Below are 18559 nucleotides of genomic sequence, written 5' to 3'. Positions count from 1 at the left end.
AAATAGACAGCATTTCAGCATTTCTGCCTAAATCCGAAGGGATAGGTGGAAATGCTGTTTGTGCTGCTAGCTGATTGACATAAGGAAGAAAATCGACTACTATAAATTTAAACATTTAGATAATTATCTAAATATCTAAAAAGAAAGGTGCACACATATGAATGAATCATTTAAAGCACTATCCGATCCTACTCGAAGGGCAATCATCAAGCTTCTTCGAGAAAAAGATCGAACAGCGGGTGAAATTGCCGACCACTTTCAAATGACAAAGCCGAGTATCTCTCATCACTTGAATACCTTAAAAGCCGCGCGCCTCATTGTAGACGAACGTCAGGGACAGAATATTATGTACTCGCTCAATACGACCGTAGTTCAAGAAGTCATGGGATGGTTTATGAAAATTATACAAAAGGGAGAGGACGAACAATGAATAAACATACAAAATCATTTTGGGGCTGGAAGGATACTATTCTCTTGTTCATAGCGCTCATTCCGCTTATTGTTGGTTTCGTTGTATACGATAAATTACCTGTACAGATGGCATCACACTATGATTTAAGCGGTCATGTTAATGGTTACATGAATAAAACTGGATTTTTTATTATGATGGCTTGCGTTAATTTATTTTTGATGTTTACTTTAAAAGTGGTTCCACAAATAGATCCGCGGGCGAACAATTATGCGAAATTTACGGATGTTTATGAATTATTTAGATTTGTAATTTCCTTGTTTATGAGCAGCATTTTTATTATGGTCCTTTTAAATAATGTAGGTTACGATATTTCGATGAATACTGTTTTGCTCATGAGTCTGGGCATTCTATGGACGGTATTCGGCAATTACTTGGGCAGAATTCGTTCTAACTTTACACTCGGTATCCGAACTCCATGGACACTTGCTAATCAGGAAGTTTGGAACCGAACTCACAGGTTCGCTGCTCCGCTATGGGTGATCTGCGGAGTTATCATGATCGTCAGCGCTTTTATGGATAGTGGCTATACCCTATATATTCTTCTGGCTGCTCTTGTCTTATCTGTTCTGCTTCCGATTGTTTATTCCTACAGCCTTTTCCACAAGCTTGAACGGGGGAAAGATCAATAAATCGAGCAGGATCGTGTGGGAAGTTAGTAGGAAACGAAGGGATTGCGAGTTATTTTCATAAAATTCATACATCTTCATGTCTCAGGCAGTAATTTACCCGAAAACTCTTGAAATTTACGGATTGTCACGCAGGAATATTCATCCCTCATGTAGTATAATAATAAACAAAGACAACACAATGGCTTGAAAACAAAGAATCGAGGGATTTTTATGGCACAAAGGTTAGCGACTGAATATGTCAAAACCTGCCTCCAGTTAACAGAAGCCGAGATGTTCAAGTTTTTTCAAATGTTCGTGGATCATCAAGTGACGCTGCAAGTCAAGGTTTTGGAAAACGGCAATCAAGAGGTTGTCTTTCAAGACGGAGAGGGTCAAGAGATCGTCCTGTCATTTGAACAGAAATCAGGCCTATATGAATGCACGGGATCCTGTCGATTAAGCAACACGCTTCTGGCTAATTTGATGCGCAAAGCGGTTTCCGAATTTAAAGGAAGCGCAATTGTCAATCGAATTTATACCGGCTATACAATGGTGTATTACTATGAACACGGCACGGTTGTTAAGATCGTGGAGCAAAAAGGCTCCGTCACATCAGTTATCTATGAGTATAAGGATACGATCGGACAACTGGAACAACTGTTCAAAAAAAATGAAGTAGAGCGCGAGATTGAAGGGATTTATAACGAAATCAATCATCTATTGGATCTGCGCAATGCAATGCAGGACCGGCTTATCGAGCAGCAAATAGACGCACGTCTCGAAAAATTAACACATCGACTGTTCTTATTAGAAGCTTAATTCAACATAGACGAAAAATCAGGATAAAGGCCCTTTTTCAGGGTCTTTTTTGTTTGAAAGGAACTCTTTCTGTCATGGGTTCATAATGTAATAATCGTGTCGGAGCTCTTTCCTATCTCTGGCAAAAAAAAACTATTGCATTTATAGTCGATAGATGTTATTTTTATTTTCGTTGACAACAATATAGGAACCAGGATTCACTCAGGACATTGAATGTTGCGAGAGATTATTCCCTCGGGAAGTGAATGACGTAGGTCCTAGCGGATGAAATTTTTACAAACATTTTATTCCTAGGAAGGGGGAACCGAAAGATGGAAATGGAATACTCAACTTTCGGAAGACACGTTGCTGTAGATACTTGGGGGTAGAATTCGAGCTTCTGAACAATGCAGAATGGCTGCAGGCTCAGATGGTAGAAGCTGCCGAGGTATGCGGAGCAACCGTATTATCTGTACAATCCAAGCAATTTGAACCACAAGGAGCAACAGTGCTAGTCATGTTGTCCGAGAGTCATCTCTCCATTCATACTTATCCTGAGAGAGGTTTTGCCGCGCTTGACTGTTATACTTGCGGTGAAACAGTTGACCCTCAATTAGCAATTGACTTCATGGTATCCGTATTGAAACCAGATACTGTGTATGCGAAGAAATTAGTACGCGGCGTCGGTGAGTTGCAAGTAGAAAATCCAGTCATTAAGCAAGCGGAGCTTGTAAAATAAGAATCTGTATTGTGATAGCCACGGAGAAATCCGTGGTTATTTGTTTTCATTCCGTCCCATACAATGATACTGCTGTACATGTCCTTGTCATGGGAGGGGATTAAGGGATGAAGAAAAAGCTTTTGCCCAAAGCACTATTCTACGTATTGGTGCTGTTCCTGATTGGATGGCCTTTGTACCAAATCTTTCACACATTCGGTGAGCCCAAGGAAGAGCATAATGCGGAGCATCTGCTTTATCAGGTATCGTTGTTTCAAATAGAGCTTCTAAATAGCTATCTGGGTCAAGCTGGCAGTCTGAAGGATACATCAGAACTTGATGCGTGCAAGCAAGCCTTATACTCCGCGGGTTATACGCATGAGAGGCTGGTGCTGGCGGCTGGAGGAAGCGAAAAGCTAGACTCGCTGGAAAGTATCCCGCAGTTGATGCAGTACATACAGAGACTGCAAATTGGCGGAGAGCGGAAACTGAAAACGGAAGAAATAGCGACACTGCAAGAAACGGCAGAAAAGTTTAAACGTATCTATGAGGTTTATGAAAAACTAATGTCCTCGGACGGACAGATCATTACTTCGCAAAATGAAGAATTGACCAAAGCTGACCAAGATCTTTCGGAGACGATCAGGAAAAAGCTCCTTGAGTAACCAGTACTTGCACACAATTTGGTATAACCAAGCAATTTCGTGTGAAAACTAACGAGCAGCGGGAAGCATTCATAAATTAGTCAAAAAAAATGTCGGAATGCTTGTTTTGCTGTGCTATAATGAGTCTTAGAATTTAAGGGAAGGGCAGGTGGATCACATGCATATTATCACAGTAGGGCTGAACTATCGCACAGCGCCGGTAGAGATCAGAGAGAAGTTTACGTTCTCTGCAGAAGAGCTCTCGTTGGCACTTACAGAGCTTAAAGACACCAAAAGCATACTGGAATGTGTGATTGTGGCTACCTGCAACCGCACGGAAATCTATGCAGTCGTCGATCGATCGCATTTGTGCAGTCACTATTTGATGAGCTTCATCGAAAAATGGTTTAACGTGCCGAAGGATCAATTCCAAAAGCATTTATATACGTATGAAAACGATAAGGCGATTGAACATCTATTCCGGGTAACTAGCGGACTTGATTCGATGGTAATCGGCGAAACACAGATCCTCGGCCAAGTGCGGGATGCTTTTTTATTATCGCAACAAATGAAAGCGACCGGAACTTTTTTCAATACACTCTTCAAGCAGGCTGTGACGCTCGCCAAGAAGGCTCATTCCGAAACTGGGATTAATGATAATCCGGTGTCTGTTAGTTACGCGGCCGTAGAGCTGGGTAAGAGAATTTTCGGATCCTACACGAATAAAACGGTTATGATTATTGGCGCTGGTAAAATGAGTGAGCTAACGGTTAAGCATCTGTATGCTAACGGAGCGAACAAAGTGATCGTTGTGAACCGGACGTATGAGCGGGCCGTAGAGCTGGCAGCCAAGTTTAACGGAATTCCGTGCGCGGCTGATCAAATGCTTGAACGCTTGTCGGATGTAGATATTATTATTAGCTCGACCGGAGCGCCGGGGTATGTGCTTACAAAGCCGGATCTTCAAGCGGTATTAACGAAAAGAAAGTCCCGTCCGCTCTTCATGATGGATATTGCGGTGCCGCGCGACTTGGACCCACAGATTAGTGAACTCGCTAATGTGTTCCTCTATGACATTGACGATTTGGAAATGATCGTCGATAAGCATTTGCAGGAGAGGAAGAAGGAAGCGGCCAAAATCGAAACTATGATATCCGCGGAGATTGCTGCTTTTGAGCAGTGGACCCGAACGCTTGGCGTGAGCCCGGTCATTCAGGCTCTGCAATTGAAAGCAAACCAGGTCCATGAAGAAACCATGGAAAGCATGCTGAAGAAGCTTCCTGATCTCGAGGAGAGGGAAGTAAAAGTAATTCGCAAGTTAACAAAAAGTATTGTGAATCAAATGCTGCGGGATCCAATCCTTCGCATTAAAGAGATGGCTGGAGAACGTCATGGCGAAGAAGCGCTTGATATGTTCACCAAGCTGTTTGCTCTGGAAGAAGTGCTGGAACAACAAGATAAAGCTAACGAGCTTGCACAAGAAGCGCAGAGGAAAGAGATTGAAGCGGAAATGCTTCGCATGCAAGAAGAGAAGCTGCTTGCAATCGGACTAAAGACCGCTGACCCTTTGGCGCGTTCCTAAGGGGTTCAGCGACCACATTCGCCTAGGAGAGGTGCCATGGTCACACGTAGCTTGCTGCTCGATGCGATGATTTATATATATGCCCTGAGCCTGCTGTTTTACTTTTCGGACTTCGCTAGCGCGAATAAGAAGGCAAAACGGATGGGGACGGGGCTCCTTTTGTTTGTATGGGTTTTGCAAACCGCCTATCTCGCTTTCAGCTTATATACGCATTCATCGGAATTGGCGTTCTCGAGGTCGGATATTTTATACTTCTTCACTTGGCTATTGATTACGATGTCGCTGATTATCAACCGGTTTATCCGGATTGAACTTTTCGTCTTCTTCATCAACGTATTCGGTTTCGCGCTGCTCGCGCTCAATGTGTTCGGTAACCCGCAGATGATGCCGGTATCCAGTAACTGGGATGTAAACAGCGAACTGCTATTCATACATATCACCATGGCCGTGGGCAGCTACGCTGCATTTACAGCGGCTGCAATATTCTCAGGGATGTACATATTTTTGCATCGTAAATTGAAAGTAAAACAATTCTCGGATACTGTTATGCGTCTGCCATCCTTGGAGAAGATGGAGCAGTACAGCTATAGGTCGGTCATCATCGGAGGACCTTTGCTGCTGCTTGCACTCTGTTTGGGGATTGTGTGGATCTCCCTTCAAGGTGATGGGAATTTGTTTTACGATCCGAAGGTCGTTAATTCCGTTTTCGTTTTGGCTGCTTATGGGTTTTATTTGTTCCAGCGTCTGTCCATGAGGATTTCCGGTAACCGGTTGGCGCTTTGGAATATAGCAGCATTTATTATTGTCATGCTCAATTTTGTAGTATCCAATTTCTTCTCCGGCTTTCACAGTTGGATTTGGAGCTAAAGGGAGTTACGCTCATGAGGCATCCTTATCCGATTTTGCTAGATGTAAGGAATCAGCACGTTCTGATTGTTGGCGGTGGAGCCGTTGCTCTGCGTAAGGTACGTGCTTTACTAGAGGCAGGAGCCAAGATTACCGTCATTAGCCCGACATTGACTAGTGAACTTGAAGATCTGGAAGTACGCGGTGAGATCGTCTTGTTCAGGCAGAACTATCAGGCGGAATTACTAAGCAGCGTAGTATCCAGCCGTACACCGAGGTTTTTGCTAGCCATTGCAGCGACCAATGATCAAGCGGTGAACCATCTTGTGTATGAAGATATGGCTGCGCTCGGGATTCCGGTTAATATTGTCGATCAGCCGGAGCTCAGCCGCTTTATTGTTCCTTCTGTCGTGCGACGAGGCAAGCTGCTGATCGCCGTTTCGACTGGAGGGGCTAGCCCCTCCGCAGCAAGACGAATTGCAAAAGAAATCGAGCTCTCTTATGGGGATGAGTACGAAATGTATCTTGATTTTTTAAGCGAGGTTCGTCAATACGTGCAGCAGCGGGTTGATGACAAAACGATGAGACAGAGAATGTTTAAAGAGATGCTGGAGTGGGATGTGCTTGATAAAATTCGCTCCGGCTCTTTTGGGATATGGAAGCAAGAGATGTTCGCTGCACTTGCAAGAAAGCCGGATATAGAAACGATACAGGCTTTCAGTGGTCGCTAAAAGAGAGGCGGGTAAATAGATGAGAACCATAATTGTAGGAACCAGACAAAGCGCATTGGCGTTAACGCAAACCGGTCAAGCTGTGGAAAAGTTGAAAAAGCTTGCCGCTGAGCACGGTATCGAATGTGAATTTGAAATCAAGAAAATTGTGACCAAGGGAGACCGAATCCTGGATGTCACGCTGTCCAAGGTTGGCGGTAAAGGTTTGTTCGTAAAAGAAATTGAGCAGGCTTTGCTAGACGGTGACATCGATATGGCTGTTCACAGTATGAAGGATATGCCCTTCGAGCTTCCTGAAGGGCTGGTCATCGGAGCTGTGCCGAAGCGGGAAGATGCGCGCGATGCGCTTATCACGCGCGGCCCTGCTTCACTGGACGAGCTGCCGCAGGGCGCGCTCGTCGGAACAAGCTCGCTGCGCCGCGCCAGCCAGCTGCAGCACGCGCGCCCGGACCTGCGGGTCGAGTCGATCCGCGGCAACATTGATTCGAGGCTGCGCAAGCTCGAAGAGGGCAACTTCGATGCGATATTGCTGGCGTCCGCCGGTTTACACCGGATCGGTTGGCAGGATCGCATCACGGCGTACTTGCCGCCCGAGACCTGCCTCCCTGCCGTAGGGCAGGGAGCGCTGTGCATCGAGTGCCGGGGCGGCGACGACTTTGTGCTGGAATTGCTCGGCAAGTTCCAGCATGAGCCTACCGCGCTGGCGGTGCGCGCGGAACGAAGCTTTCTCGGCAGACTCAACGGAGGCTGCCAGGTGCCGATCGGCGCTTACGCGACGGTAAGCACTGATAACGGTGACAGCGGCGACGGACAGCCGCTGCTGACGCTCACCGGCATGGTCGGCACGCCGGACGGTACGACGCTCTTGAAGGAATCGGCGAGCGGAAGCGATCCAGAGGCGCTGGGACTTCTCATCGCCGAGAAGCTGGTCGCGCAAGGCGCTGACCGCATACTTGCGGAAGTGAAGGAGTGATCCGCGTATGACGACTAAAGGCAAAGGCAGGGTATACCTGGTGGGCGCCGGCCCCGGAGATCCGAAGCTCATCACGATCCGCGGCATGGAGGCGCTCCAAAAAGCGGATGTGATCGTGTATGATCGGCTGGCGAGTCCAAGATTATTAAAGCATCGGAAGCCTGGCACAGAGCTTATATTTGTAGGCAAGCTGCCGGATAAACATATGTTGAAGCAAGAAGAAATCAATCAGCTCTTGGTTGATTTGGCACTGCAAGGCAAGGTCGTCACCAGGCTCAAAGGCGGCGATCCAAGTGTCTTCGGGCGTGTTGGTGAAGAAGCGGAGCTGCTCGCCGAGAACGGCATTACTTATGACATTATTCCAGGAATTACTTCATCCATTGCTGTTCCGGCCTATGCAGGAATTCCCGTGACACATCGGGATTTCACCTCATCGGTTGCCATCGTGACCGGCCATGAGTATCCGAATAAAACATATTCAAGCCTCAATTGGGAGCATCTGGCCAAGGCCATCGGGACCATGGTGTTCTTGATGGGAGTAGCCAATCTAGAGCAGATTTGCCGGGAGTTGATCCGTTGCGGTAAGCCTCCGCAGATGCCTGTTGCATTGGTACGCTGGGGAACCTGGACGGACCAGAGGACGATCACCGGTACCCTTGAAGATATTGCCGAAAAGGTTAAACAAGCCAATTTTCAATCGCCAGCGGTTATTATCGTCGGCGAGGTGGTGAAGCTCCGGGAGAAGCTGGCGTGGATTGAAAAAAGCCTTTGTTCGGACGTAGAGTGCTGGTCACACGCGCCAGAAGTCAAGCCAGCGAGCTGGTTGACCTTATTGACGAAATGGGCGGGGAACCTATAGAGTTCCCGGTTATTCGCATGCAGCCGACAAGTACTCCGGAATCGGTTATGGAGCTTGAGGAGGCTATGGGCCGTCTAGAGGGATTTGATTGGCTGCTCTTCACAAGTGTCAACGGAGTAGACTATTTCTTCCGCAAGCTCCGCGAAATGCGATTGGATATTAGACGCTTGGGCCATGCGCGGATTGCGGCTGTCGGTCCGAAAACAGCGGAAGCATTGGCAGAACGCGGATTGCTAGCGGACGTGCTGCCGACAAAATTCCAGGGAGACGGCCTGCTGGATGCCATTCAAGACGAACTGAAGACCGGTCAGCGCGTACTGCTGCCTACTGCCGACATTGCGAAGGAGTATGTACCGGCGAGACTAAAGGAGCTTGGACTTCAAGTCACAGAAGTGGATGTGTACGAGAATGTGCTCGAAGCCGAAGGCGGCGAAGAGATCATTGATCTTTTGAACCAAAAAGGCATTCATATCGTTACTTTTACCAGTTCATCAACGGTTACTAATTTGTTAGAAGCTTTACGCCTCTCAGGAGCGGAAAACCCTGTTAGCTTGCTTGAGGGCGTAGAAATTGCATGCATCGGTCCCAAAACAGCCGAAACGGTACGGCAATACGGCCTGCCGATAACATATATGGCGGATGAAGCAACGGTTGCTTCGTTAGCTAATAGCCTTTGTGGCAGTAAGACAGAATAAAGTGAACAGATTTTCCATCAAGGAGGAGCAGCTTCATGAGTTTTCCTATCGTAAGAAACCGCCGTCTGCGCGGAACCGCAGCGATTCGTAATTTAGTCCGTGAGAATCAAGTTACGGTTCATGATTTGGTTCAACCGGTATTTGTGACCGAAGGGTCTGATGTGAAATCGGAGATTTCTTCGATGCCGGGCGTGTTCCATCTCTCGTTGGATCACAGACTGGAAGAGGAAATTAAAGAAATTACAGAGCTTGGCATTCAAGCGATTCTGTTGTTCGGTGTGCCGGACCACAAAGATTCGGTTGGTACTTCGGCTTTTGAAGAGAACGGAATCGTTCAACGTGCGACGAAACGGATTAAAGAGCTGAATCCGAATTTATTGATCATCGCGGATACGTGTTTGTGCCAATTTACCGATACCGGTCATTGCGGGATTATCCATCACCACCCGATTACCGGACAAGCTGATGTAGCTAACGATCCATCTTTGGAGCTTTTGGCTAAAGCAGCGGTATCCCAAGCTAAAGCAGGAGCGGACATCATCGCGCCTTCCAATATGATGGATGGCTACGTACATGCAATCCGTACGGCTTTGGATGAGGAAGGCTATGAGCACGTGCCAATCATGGCATACTCCGTGAAGTACGCATCGGCGTACTATGGTCCATTCCGTGATGCCGCTCATTCGGCTCCGCAGTTTGGAGACCGCAAGACCTATCAGATGGATCCGGCCAACGGACGCGAAGCGCTGCGCGAGGCGGAGAGCGATGTGATCGAAGGAGCCGATTTCCTTATGGTGAAGCCGGCGCTTGCTTATATGGACGTCATTCGTATGCTGAAGGACAACTTTGACCTTCCTGTTGTAGCGTACAATGTGAGTGCTGAGTATTCCATGATCAAGGCTGCAGCTATCCAAGGCTGGGTAGACGAGAAGGCGATTGTCATGGAGACGATGACCAGCTTTAAACGTGCGGGAGCTGATATCATTCTCACTTATTTTGCCAAAGATATCGCAAGATGGCTCCGCGGCGGAAACTAGAATTGGAGAACCATTCACCCTAGAGCGTCTAGGCGCTGGATGGTTCTTTTGTCATACATTTGTCGGAAAGCGAAAGCTAACATCAGTTGTGACAGGGGTATAATTAGGGCATAATGATGGAATAGCAGGAAACATTATGGATGGTATAAAGAGGAAGGTGCCTCGTGAGTTATAACGATAATTTTATTAAAGCTTGCCGGAAGGAGCAGGTCGATACGCTGCCTGTCTGGTATATGCGCCAGGCAGGGCGCTATGACCCCGATTACCGGAAAATTAAAGAAAAATATTCGCTGCTCGAAATCTGCAAGCAGCCTGAGTTAGCAGCCGAAGTGACGATGATGCCGATCAAGAAGCTAGGCGTAGATGCGGCCATTTTGTATTCGGATATTATGAATCCGGTAGCTTCACTTGGAATCGATTTTGATATTGTAAAAAATATTGGGCCTGTGATTCATAACCCGATTCGAACCGCTCAGGACGTTGAAGCGCTCCGTCCTATCGATGTAGAGAAGGACTTGTCTCATATTATTGAAACGATCCGCATCTTGGATAAGCAATTGGAGGTGCCTCTGATTTCTTTTGCCGGAGCGCCATTCACGATTGCCAGCTATCTGATTGAAGGAAAGCCCTCCAAGAGCTATATTCGTACGAAGCAGCTGATGTACAGCGAGCCTAAGGTGTGGTATGCCTTGATGGATAAGCTAGGCGATATGGTCATTACGTACTTAAGATCTCATATTGCTGCGGGAGCTAAGGCTGTTCAAGTATTTGACAGCTGGGTGGGAGCACTTTCGCCCTCTGATTTTCAGATCTATGTGCTTCCTACGATGAAGCGGATTTTTAAAGAACTGGCGGATCTAAAGGAGCCGAAGATTTATTTTCCAGGTGTTAGCTCTGGTGAGCTTCTCCCTTATCTGAGCGATCTGCAAGCAGATGTGATTGGACTCGACTGGAGAATTCCGATCTCCGAGGGTAGACGGAGGGTCGGTGAAAAGTTTGCCGTTCAGGGCAATTTGGACCCTTATGTGCTTACTGCGCCTATGAGTGTTATTGAAAGACAGGCGAAGGCCATCATAGACGAAGGTACGCAGCAGCCTGGATATATTTTCAATCTCGGCCATGGTTTATTCCCAGAGGCATCTCTGGAGAAGTTGAAAGAATTGACTGTCTTCATTCATGAGTATTCACATTCCTTGCTCACCAAGCAAACAGAAAAGAGTGGTGTTTAAGATGACAAAGCGCCGTATTGGTGTATTGGTAATGTCATACGGAACTCCGGAGAGTCTTGATCAGGTGGAGGCGTATTACACGCATATCAGACGAGGCAATCCTCCGACTCCTGAACAGCTGCATGAGCTGACCTCACGTTATGAGGCTATTGTTGGTGGTTTCTTTCCGCTGCGTGAGAACACGAACAAGCAAGTGCAGGGCTTAGAGCAAACGCTCAATCAGGAGCACACTGACATGGAATTTGTTTGCTATCAGGGCTTGAAGCATGCACAGCCTTACGTAGAAGACGGTGTTGAACAAATGGTGAAGGACGGCATTCAGGAAGCGATCGGCATCGTCCTCGCGCCTCATTACTCCACCATGAGTGTAGGCGGTTATGTCAAAAGAGCCAAGGATAAGGCAGCTGAGCTTGGACTGAAGATTGACTTTGTACTTAGCTACCATCTGCATCCGCTGCTTCTTCAAGCATTGACGGAACGGGTAGAAAAAGCGCTTGGCAAGTTTGCAGGTGTGGATAAAAATGATGTCCGCGTAATTTTCACGGCACACAGCCTGCCTGAGAAAATTCTCGAGATGAAAGACCCGTATCCGGATCAGCTATTGGCGACATCCAAAGCGATTGCGGAACAAGTGGGTCTGACCAACTGGCAGTTCGGCTGGCAGAGTGCGGGACAAACCGCTATGCCATGGCTAGGACCGGACATTCTGGATGTTCTGCAAACCATACGCAAGGAAGAGAATGTTGCCAATGTGCTGCTCTGCCCAATCGGATTCGTTTCCGACCATTTGGAAGTGCTGTACGACATTGATATCGAGGCTCAGGCACTGGCTAAAGAGCTGGGTATCCACCTGGAACGCACGGAATCACTAAACACCGATCCGCTCTACATGCGTACGCTTAGCGATGTAGTATATGAGAAAGTGAAAGAAGTCACGAACGGGTAAAACTCAAGTCTAGTGAGCTAACAAGAGGGGGAGATTTTCCATGAAGGCAAATCGGCCGCATATCATGATTATCGGTGGAGGCATTACAGGACTCAGCGCTGCATATTACGCCAAGAAGAAGCTGGCTGCCGAGGGGATTGACGCGCGGTTGACCATCGTGGAGAAATCCCCCTCTTTCGGCGGTAAAATTCATACAATTGAACGTGATGGCTTTGTGATTGAAAAGGGACCCGATTCCGTGTTAGCGCGAAAGCGTCCCACTATTGATTTGGCTAAAGAGCTTGGGCTGGAAAATGAGTTGACGGGCCTAAATCCGGAGGCGAAGAAGACGTATATCGTGCGCAAAGGAAAGATGCACCGGATGCCGCAGGGACTAGTGCTCGGCATCCCTACGCAAATCACGCCTTTCATGAAGACGGGTCTCATTAGCCCAATGGGGAAAGTGCGCGCGGCCATGGACCTATTACTGCCTAAGCGTGAGGCTTCCTCTGACGAATCGCTAGGACGTTTTCTGCAGCGGAGATTGGGGAAAGAGGTGCTCGACAATGTCGTTGAGCCTTTGCTTGCAGGTATCTACGCTGGAGATACATTTCATCTAAGTTTAAAAGCGACTTTTCCGCAGTTTCAAGCCATGGAGCAGAAGTATAAGAGCTTGATTCTCGGCATGATGGCGAGTAGAAAAAACGCCACGACGGAGAACGCCCATGTGCCTGATCGGTTGAAATCCTCGGCATTTGTGACCTTTAAAAAAGGGCTCCAAACGGTGGTGGATGCGCTAGTGGAGCATTTGTCGGGGGAAGATCTCCGGACTGGAGTTGGCGCCGTATCGATTCTAAAGACTGCGGAAGGTAGAACCGAGGTCGTTTTGGATAATGGAGACAGAGAGATTGTAGACGGCGTGGTTATTACCACACCTACCTATCAGGCTGCCGAATGCCTGGGACGTTTGCCAGTAGCAGCAGATTTAGGGAAGATTGAATATATATCGGTAGCTAATGTCATTATGGGATTTCATAAAAGGACATTCCATTTGCATTGGATGCATCCGGGTTCCTCGTACCGCGCAACGAAGGAAGAACGATAACCGCTTGTACGTTGACTTCAGCCAAGTGGCTGCATACAGCACCGGAGGACAAAGTGCTGCTGCGCTGCTACATTGGCCGTTCCGGTGAACAGGAGTGGCTTGGCTGGTCTGATGAGCAGCTCGTGCAAAAAGCCCGCCATGATCTTGGCGAGCTGCTTGGGCTGCATGCGGAACCTCTATTTACGGAAATTACGAGAATGCCCAAATCTATGCCGCAATATCCGGTTCATCATTTGGAGAAGCTGAAGCTGCTGCGTATGCAGATGACCGAGCAGCTGCCTGGAGTCTATCTCGCGGGGGCAGGATTGCTTGGCGTGGGTATTCCCGATTGTATCAAGCAAGGGCAGGATGCCGGCGAGCAAGTGGCGCAGCATGTTAAGGAGCAAATACTGCAGGCTGTGACTGTCGTATAGCTATCTTAGCTTGGCAAGGTCTAGCTTAAAGTCACTTGGGGAGATGCTGAGGATTTCCTTCTCCTCCAAATCTCGGATAACTTGCATGAGTGTGACCTTCTGGACACCTGCAAGCTGGGAGATTTCATCAAAGTTAAGGACAAGCTTGATCGTGATGATGTTGCCGCTGCGCATGCCGTGCTTGTTCGCCATTTTGATGAGGCTCTTAATGACTCTAGTTCTGGCGTCGAGAAAGGTAAGGTCGTAGACATGCTGGTTCGTGTCCCGAAGCCTATTACTTAGCTCTCGCATGATTCCGAGCGTCATATCGAAATGGCTGCGCAGCAGCTCAAGAAAGTTTTGCCCGGTAAGCGTAATGAGGACGCTATCCTCGAGTGTCTGTGCTGAGGCCGAGCGAGGCTTGCCGTCGATTAAAGAGAGCTCGCCGAAGCTTTCTCCGGCTTTGCAAATGGACAATATTTTTTCTTCACCGGTGTTGCTTGTTGTATAGATTTTGACGGAACCGCTGAGAACGATATAGAATACGGAGCCCATGTCTTTTTCAGCAAACAATACGGTGTTAGCTTTGTAGGTTCTTTTCGAGCAGATTTGAGCAACTGCTTGGAGCTGAGCTTCCGTAAGCTGAGAAAATAAAGGGACACGTTTGACGAATTCGATCATGTTGGACCGCCTTTTTCTATGTTTTATCAAGTATGGTTTCGGATTTATTTTACCATATATCCCCTTTGTGGAGGTAAGAAAAAAATGAATAATTCGAGCAGAATCGACAAAAAATCCGCTGCCGCGTTCAGCGAGGCAAAGAAGATTATTCCTGGCGGTGTCAACAGTCCTGTAAGGGCGTTTAAATCGGTTGGCCTGACTCCGTTATTTATCGACAGAGGGGCTGGCTCCCGGGTTACGGATATTGACGGAAATACCTTTATTGACTATGTAGGATCATGGGGACCGCTAATTGTAGGGCACGCGCATCCAGCTGTATTAGAAGCTATCCGTACAACCGCGGAAAAGGGCACAAGCTTTGGCGCTCCTACCGAGCTGGAAACGGAAATGGCACGTCTCGTTATTGAAAGGGTGCCGTCTGTTGAGATGGTTCGCATGGTCAACTCAGGTACAGAAGCGACCATGAGTGCGCTCCGACTGGCCCGCGGCTACACCAAACGCAACAAAATCGTCAAGTTCGAAGGCAGCTATCACGGACATGCGGATTCGCTGCTGATTAAAGCAGGCTCAGGTGTCGCTACACTAGGGCTTCCTGACAGTCCTGGCGTTCCTGAGAGCGTCGCTGTGAATACGATAACGGTTCCATATAACGATTTAGAATCAATTCGCGTCGTTTTTGAGAAATTCGGAGAGGATATCGCAGCAGTGATTGTAGAGCCTGTAGCCGGAAATATGGGCGTCGTGCCGCCTGCGGAAGGCTTCTTGCAAGGACTAAGAGACGTAACGAAGCAGTACGGAAGCTTGCTTATTTTTGACGAGGTGATGACGGGCTTCCGTGTACATAAGAATTGCGCACAAGGGCTATATGGTGTTACTCCAGATCTTACTTGCATGGGAAAGGTAATTGGCGGTGGACTTCCGGTCGGCGCTTATGGCGGTAGACTGGATATTATGGAACATATCGCACCTGCGGGATCGATTTATCAAGCCGGCACATTGTCGGGAAATCCTCTTGCTATGGCTGCTGGATATACGACTTTGAAGCTTCTTGGCGAGCCTGGGGTATATGAGGAGCTTGAACGTAAGTCTGCTAGGTTGGAGGAAGGCTTCAAGAAGAACGCTGCTGAATTTGGCATTCCCAGCACGATTAATCGTGTAGGCTCCATGCTATGCCCATTCTTTACTGAGCAGCAGGTGGTTAACTATGAAACAGCCAAAACATCCGACTTAGGCCGATTTAACGCATATTTTGGTCATTTGCTGGATTTAGGCGTCTCGGTTGCTCCATCTCAATTCGAAGGTATGTTCATATCAACAGTTCACACGAACGAGGATATCGAGGAGACGATTGCAGCTCACCGCGAAGCTTTGAAACGATTATAAGCTTGTATAAAGATGAGAGGGGATATCCTTCGCTGCCCAGGCAGCGGAGGATATCCCCTTTTATGTAGACATTATTTATTATTTGACTGAGCAGCAGAAGCTGGAGCTTGCTCTTGTTCGGACGCTGTCCCAGTAGGTGCTGCTGCGCCGCCAGCCGCTTGGCTTGCTGCACCTGCAGGCTTCGGGGCAGGATCTGTCACTGCAGCAGGCGTATCCGACTGCTTCGGTGCTGTTGATTGCATGGGAGCCGTGCCGGCACTGCCTGTGCCAGCAGCAGGATCGGCCGCTTGGCCGGTCCCTGCTGCTGGTGCAGCGCTTGACGTTGCCCCTGCCTTCGGTGTGGTTTGAGGAACAGGTGACTCGCCTGGTTTAGCCGATGCGCCGGGCTGAACGGAAGCTGCTGGTGTACTGCCCGGAGCGTTCGATGCACTAGGCTTCACTGAGCCATCCGGGTTCACGGACGCCGAAGGACTTGGTGATACAGTCGCTTTCGGTTTAGCAGTAGGCGCAGGTGTCGCTTTCGCCTGATTGGCTTTTTTCAGCGCTTGTTCTCTCAAATAATCGGGATGATCATAGGCGCCACCCGGGTCAATCTCTGTAAGGCCTGCCCACACATTATCGACTTGAATTTCGTCCGGATGATCGAAGACAAGGAAAGCGGATGGTAATCGGCGTTCCCCGTAACGGCTGGAAGGACTGGTGACTAATTGATCGTCCACAACCATCTCGGAGGATGCCCCACCGTCAAGGAAACCGGCATTAATGACACCTTCAGCAAGAAATAAATCCTGTACTTCTTTCAGCGTAGCTCCGACACTTTGTGCCTGTCGGCCGTCGATCACGATAAAGATGACCGTTCCGTCCGCTTTTTGACCGACTGCTGTTCTAGGGGCTCTACCCCAGCCACCGTCACCGCTTGTGATGAGTCCTTTGCCGTTAGCAATGACCCGCGGATAGAAGGAAACCGCTTCGGTTACATTAAGCTTTAACAATTCATTAATGCTGTATTTGCCAATAATGAGTGTGCCCTCTTTGGTAAAGCCGACGATCTGCTGAGGAATGGAACCTTCCTGGTCGGTGTATAGGATGTTTCCGCCAGACATAATAGCTCCAATTGGGGCAAAGCCGTTGCCCAATCCGTCTGGGTCATTGAATCCTCCGCCGTTCACGCCTGCGACAGCCCCGGTCCGTTGGACCATCGATGTAATACGCTCGCCTTCACCTTGCTTGGCCGGAACGACGACCCGAATAGTTGTCGGATCGTAAACATACATTTTTTTACCTTTCCAGAACTGTCCCGAGATATCCTCGACTTTAATAAGACTTTCCATAGAGCGGTTTTTCTCGTACTTAACAGCTTGCAGATCCTGTTTTTCCATTGAATTGATCTCGGTAAGATCCTGTACTTCCTTAACAAGCTGATCCCTCCGCTGAGCTCCGACAAAAATCCAAGCCCAATCACGGTGCTGAGTAGTGATGACGGTCTTCGCCAAGTATACGCGAATGGATTCGCCTATGGGAGTCAGAAACAGAAAGCTTGAACATAGAAATGTAAGCGCGGCAATAAGAAGCAGCAGCCGTTTCATCCAGCCCCAACTTCGTAGATGGTTCATAAATGCAGTACTCAATGAGTTCCTCTCCTGATCTCTTTTTATCTCTATATAAAATTTGTCGAAAAAAACACAATACAAGAGTTATAGTATCATATTTTTGTGTGCAACGGTTATTGGTAATTGTTAAAATAAAGTGTACTTTATTCCGCTTGATAAGGAGCTTTGGACGTGAAACGTTACTACTTTTTTGACTTTCCCATAGATTTGATGGCAGTTGTGTTTGTCTTCTTACTGGTGCTTGCTTGGATTATTTATGCTCATAGAGGCAGGCGCTCATGAAGCATTGGATTCGCAAAGGTGAATGGATGGAACTTCCTGCTCCGCATGAGGATTGGAAGCCTTTGGCTCCAGGTGCAATCGATGCCCTGAGTGTGCTGATTCCTGTGCCTAGGAAGCTTTTTTTGCGCCTTGCGTCTCAGGGAGCTGTGAAGGTTCAGGGGAGCAGTATCTTGATAAAACTGTTTCCGGAAGAAAAAACCGGTATCGAACCTGAGTACCAAGAAATCGAAATTCTTTACGAGGATGACTTTTGTCTGGTTGTGAATAAACCTGCAGGGATGTCGATCCATCCTTCGGAGCATGGACAGAAGGGCAGCCTTGCCGCTGCCGTAGCACACTATTATGCCTCCTCCGGACAAGCGCATGCTATTCGGCATATACACCGTTTGGACAAGGAAACGACCGGAGCGGTGCTGTACGCAAAGAATGAATGGGCTCATGTGCTTCTCGATGAGGCCATGCGGGAGAAGCGGATTGATCGGAGATACGTAGCGGTTGCACAAGGCGTTTTACGAGCGCGGCAGGGAACGATCAAGCAGCCAATTGGCAAAGACCGCCATCATTCCGGCAAAAGAAGGGTTTCGCCCGGAGGAGATGACGCTGTCACTCATTATAAGGTCCTAGAAGCTCTGAAGAATGCCACCATGGTAGGACTGAGACTCGAAACCGGCAGGACGCATCAGATAAGGGTACATCTAAGCTACATGGGGCATCCGCTTGCCGGCGACACGCTGTATGGAGGCTCCTCCGCTTTGTTTCACAGACAAGCACTGCACGGAGAACAGCTTCTGTTTGAACATCCTGTAACTTTGGAAAAGCTTGACATCCATGCTCCGCTACCAAAAGATTTGCAGCTTTTCATAGAGAAGCTTAGACGAACTTAAAAATGTAGTCATGCCGTCTCTCTTTCACCCATATACTTTAGAGACAGATCAAGGTATTGGTTAAACATCCTTATCGGCTTACAGCGGGGATGGAGGAAGGGAGGA

Annotated in this window: 17 protein-coding genes and 2 pseudogenes; 17 read left to right on the top strand and 2 right to left on the bottom strand. The window is 48.1% G+C overall.

Translation table 11 applies throughout. The features are described 5' to 3' along the window. The first annotated feature begins 157 nt into the window (after positions 1-157). From L0M14_RS20110 to hemG (L0M14_RS31610), 15 genes and pseudogenes are all read left to right on the top strand, one after another. Positions 158-430 carry an autorepressor SdpR family transcription factor gene (locus L0M14_RS20110; RefSeq protein WP_235118373.1) on the top strand — a complete coding sequence of 91 codons (273 nt, stop codon included), beginning with the start codon at positions 158-160 and terminating at the stop codon, positions 428-430. Next, positions 427-1101, top strand: coding sequence for an SdpI family protein (locus L0M14_RS20105; protein WP_235118372.1), 675 nt, complete (start codon positions 427-429; stop codon positions 1099-1101). Before L0M14_RS20110 ends, L0M14_RS20105 begins: the two co-directional genes overlap by 4 nt. Before the next feature lie 210 nt (positions 1102-1311). Continuing rightward, a complete protein-coding gene (locus L0M14_RS20100; RefSeq protein ID WP_235118371.1) occupies positions 1312-1899 on the top strand; it encodes a non-ribosomal peptide synthetase module in 588 nt (195 codons plus the stop codon). Between the two features lie 317 nt (positions 1900-2216). Then, positions 2217-2617, top strand: a pseudogene (gene speD, locus L0M14_RS20095) (adenosylmethionine decarboxylase). Positions 2618-2724: 107 nt separating this feature from the next. Further along, entirely contained in the window at positions 2725-3261 is a 537-nt protein-coding gene (locus L0M14_RS20090) for a hypothetical protein (protein WP_235118370.1), read from the top strand. Positions 3262-3418: 157 nt separating this feature from the next. Further along, a complete protein-coding gene (gene hemA / locus L0M14_RS20085) occupies positions 3419-4822 on the top strand; it encodes a glutamyl-tRNA reductase (RefSeq protein WP_235118369.1) in 1404 nt (467 codons plus the stop codon). 36 nt (positions 4823-4858) lie between these two features. Continuing rightward, entirely contained in the window at positions 4859-5689 is an 831-nt protein-coding gene (locus L0M14_RS20080) for a cytochrome C assembly family protein (RefSeq protein ID WP_235118368.1), read from the top strand. A 14-nt stretch (positions 5690-5703) separates the two neighbouring features. Then, the gene (locus tag L0M14_RS20075) at positions 5704-6399 is read left to right on the top strand and encodes a precorrin-2 dehydrogenase/sirohydrochlorin ferrochelatase family protein (RefSeq protein ID WP_235118367.1); all 696 of its coding nucleotides are present in this window, start codon (positions 5704-5706) and stop codon (positions 6397-6399) included. Positions 6400-6418: 19 nt separating this feature from the next. Further along, positions 6419-7372: a hydroxymethylbilane synthase gene (gene hemC / locus L0M14_RS20070; protein WP_235118366.1), complete on the top strand. Its 954-nt coding sequence runs from the start codon at positions 6419-6421 to the stop codon at positions 7370-7372. A gap of 7 nt (positions 7373-7379) precedes the next feature. Continuing rightward, positions 7380-8926: pseudogene (gene cobA / locus L0M14_RS20065) on the top strand (uroporphyrinogen-III C-methyltransferase). Positions 8927-8961: 35 nt separating this feature from the next. Next, positions 8962-9963 (top strand): porphobilinogen synthase, encoded by a 1002-nt coding sequence (hemB, locus tag L0M14_RS20060; protein WP_235118365.1) that lies wholly within the window; start codon positions 8962-8964, stop codon positions 9961-9963. A gap of 164 nt (positions 9964-10127) precedes the next feature. Beyond that, positions 10128-11192: a uroporphyrinogen decarboxylase gene (gene hemE / locus L0M14_RS20055; protein WP_235118364.1), complete on the top strand. Its 1065-nt coding sequence runs from the start codon at positions 10128-10130 to the stop codon at positions 11190-11192. A 1-nt stretch (position 11193) separates the two neighbouring features. Continuing rightward, the gene (gene hemH, locus L0M14_RS20050) at positions 11194-12138 is read left to right on the top strand and encodes a ferrochelatase (RefSeq protein ID WP_235118363.1); all 945 of its coding nucleotides are present in this window, start codon (positions 11194-11196) and stop codon (positions 12136-12138) included. A gap of 40 nt (positions 12139-12178) precedes the next feature. Beyond that, complete coding sequence (gene hemG, locus L0M14_RS20045; RefSeq protein WP_311198750.1) at positions 12179-13222, top strand: protoporphyrinogen oxidase; 1044 nt, start codon at positions 12179-12181, stop codon at positions 13220-13222. Beyond that, positions 13174-13635, top strand: a complete 462-nt coding sequence (gene hemG, locus L0M14_RS31610) for a protoporphyrinogen oxidase (RefSeq protein WP_311198749.1) — start codon at positions 13174-13176, stop codon at positions 13633-13635. Before hemG (L0M14_RS20045) ends, hemG (L0M14_RS31610) begins: the two co-directional genes overlap by 49 nt. On the opposite strand, the gene L0M14_RS20040 is transcribed toward hemG (L0M14_RS31610), so the two are convergent. After that, on the bottom strand, positions 13636-14295 hold the full coding sequence (locus L0M14_RS20040) for a Crp/Fnr family transcriptional regulator (RefSeq protein ID WP_235118362.1): 660 nt from the start codon (positions 14293-14295) through the stop codon (positions 13636-13638). It abuts the gene before it with no gap. 84 nt (positions 14296-14379) lie between these two features. Between L0M14_RS20040 and hemL the strand changes: the two genes are divergently transcribed. Next, positions 14380-15678 carry a glutamate-1-semialdehyde 2,1-aminomutase gene (gene hemL, locus L0M14_RS20035; RefSeq protein ID WP_235118361.1) on the top strand — a complete coding sequence of 433 codons (1299 nt, stop codon included), beginning with the start codon at positions 14380-14382 and terminating at the stop codon, positions 15676-15678. Positions 15679-15749: 71 nt separating this feature from the next. Here the strand turns inward: hemL and L0M14_RS20030 are convergent, their stop codons facing one another. Beyond that, complete coding sequence (locus tag L0M14_RS20030) at positions 15750-17306, bottom strand: phosphodiester glycosidase family protein (RefSeq protein WP_235118360.1); 1557 nt, start codon at positions 17304-17306, stop codon at positions 15750-15752. Positions 17307-17566: 260 nt separating this feature from the next. Between L0M14_RS20030 and L0M14_RS20025 the strand changes: the two genes are divergently transcribed. Further along, a complete protein-coding gene (locus L0M14_RS20025) occupies positions 17567-18454 on the top strand; it encodes an RluA family pseudouridine synthase (protein ID WP_235118359.1) in 888 nt (295 codons plus the stop codon). The last annotated feature ends 105 nt before the right edge of the window (positions 18455-18559 follow it).

The sequence above is a fragment of the Paenibacillus hexagrammi genome, assembly GCF_021513275.1.
GTDB lineage: Bacteria > Bacillota > Bacilli > Paenibacillales > NBRC-103111 > Paenibacillus_E > Paenibacillus_E hexagrammi.
Note: the sequence above shows the minus strand (reverse complement) of the source record. Positions and strands in the feature narration are given on the sequence as shown.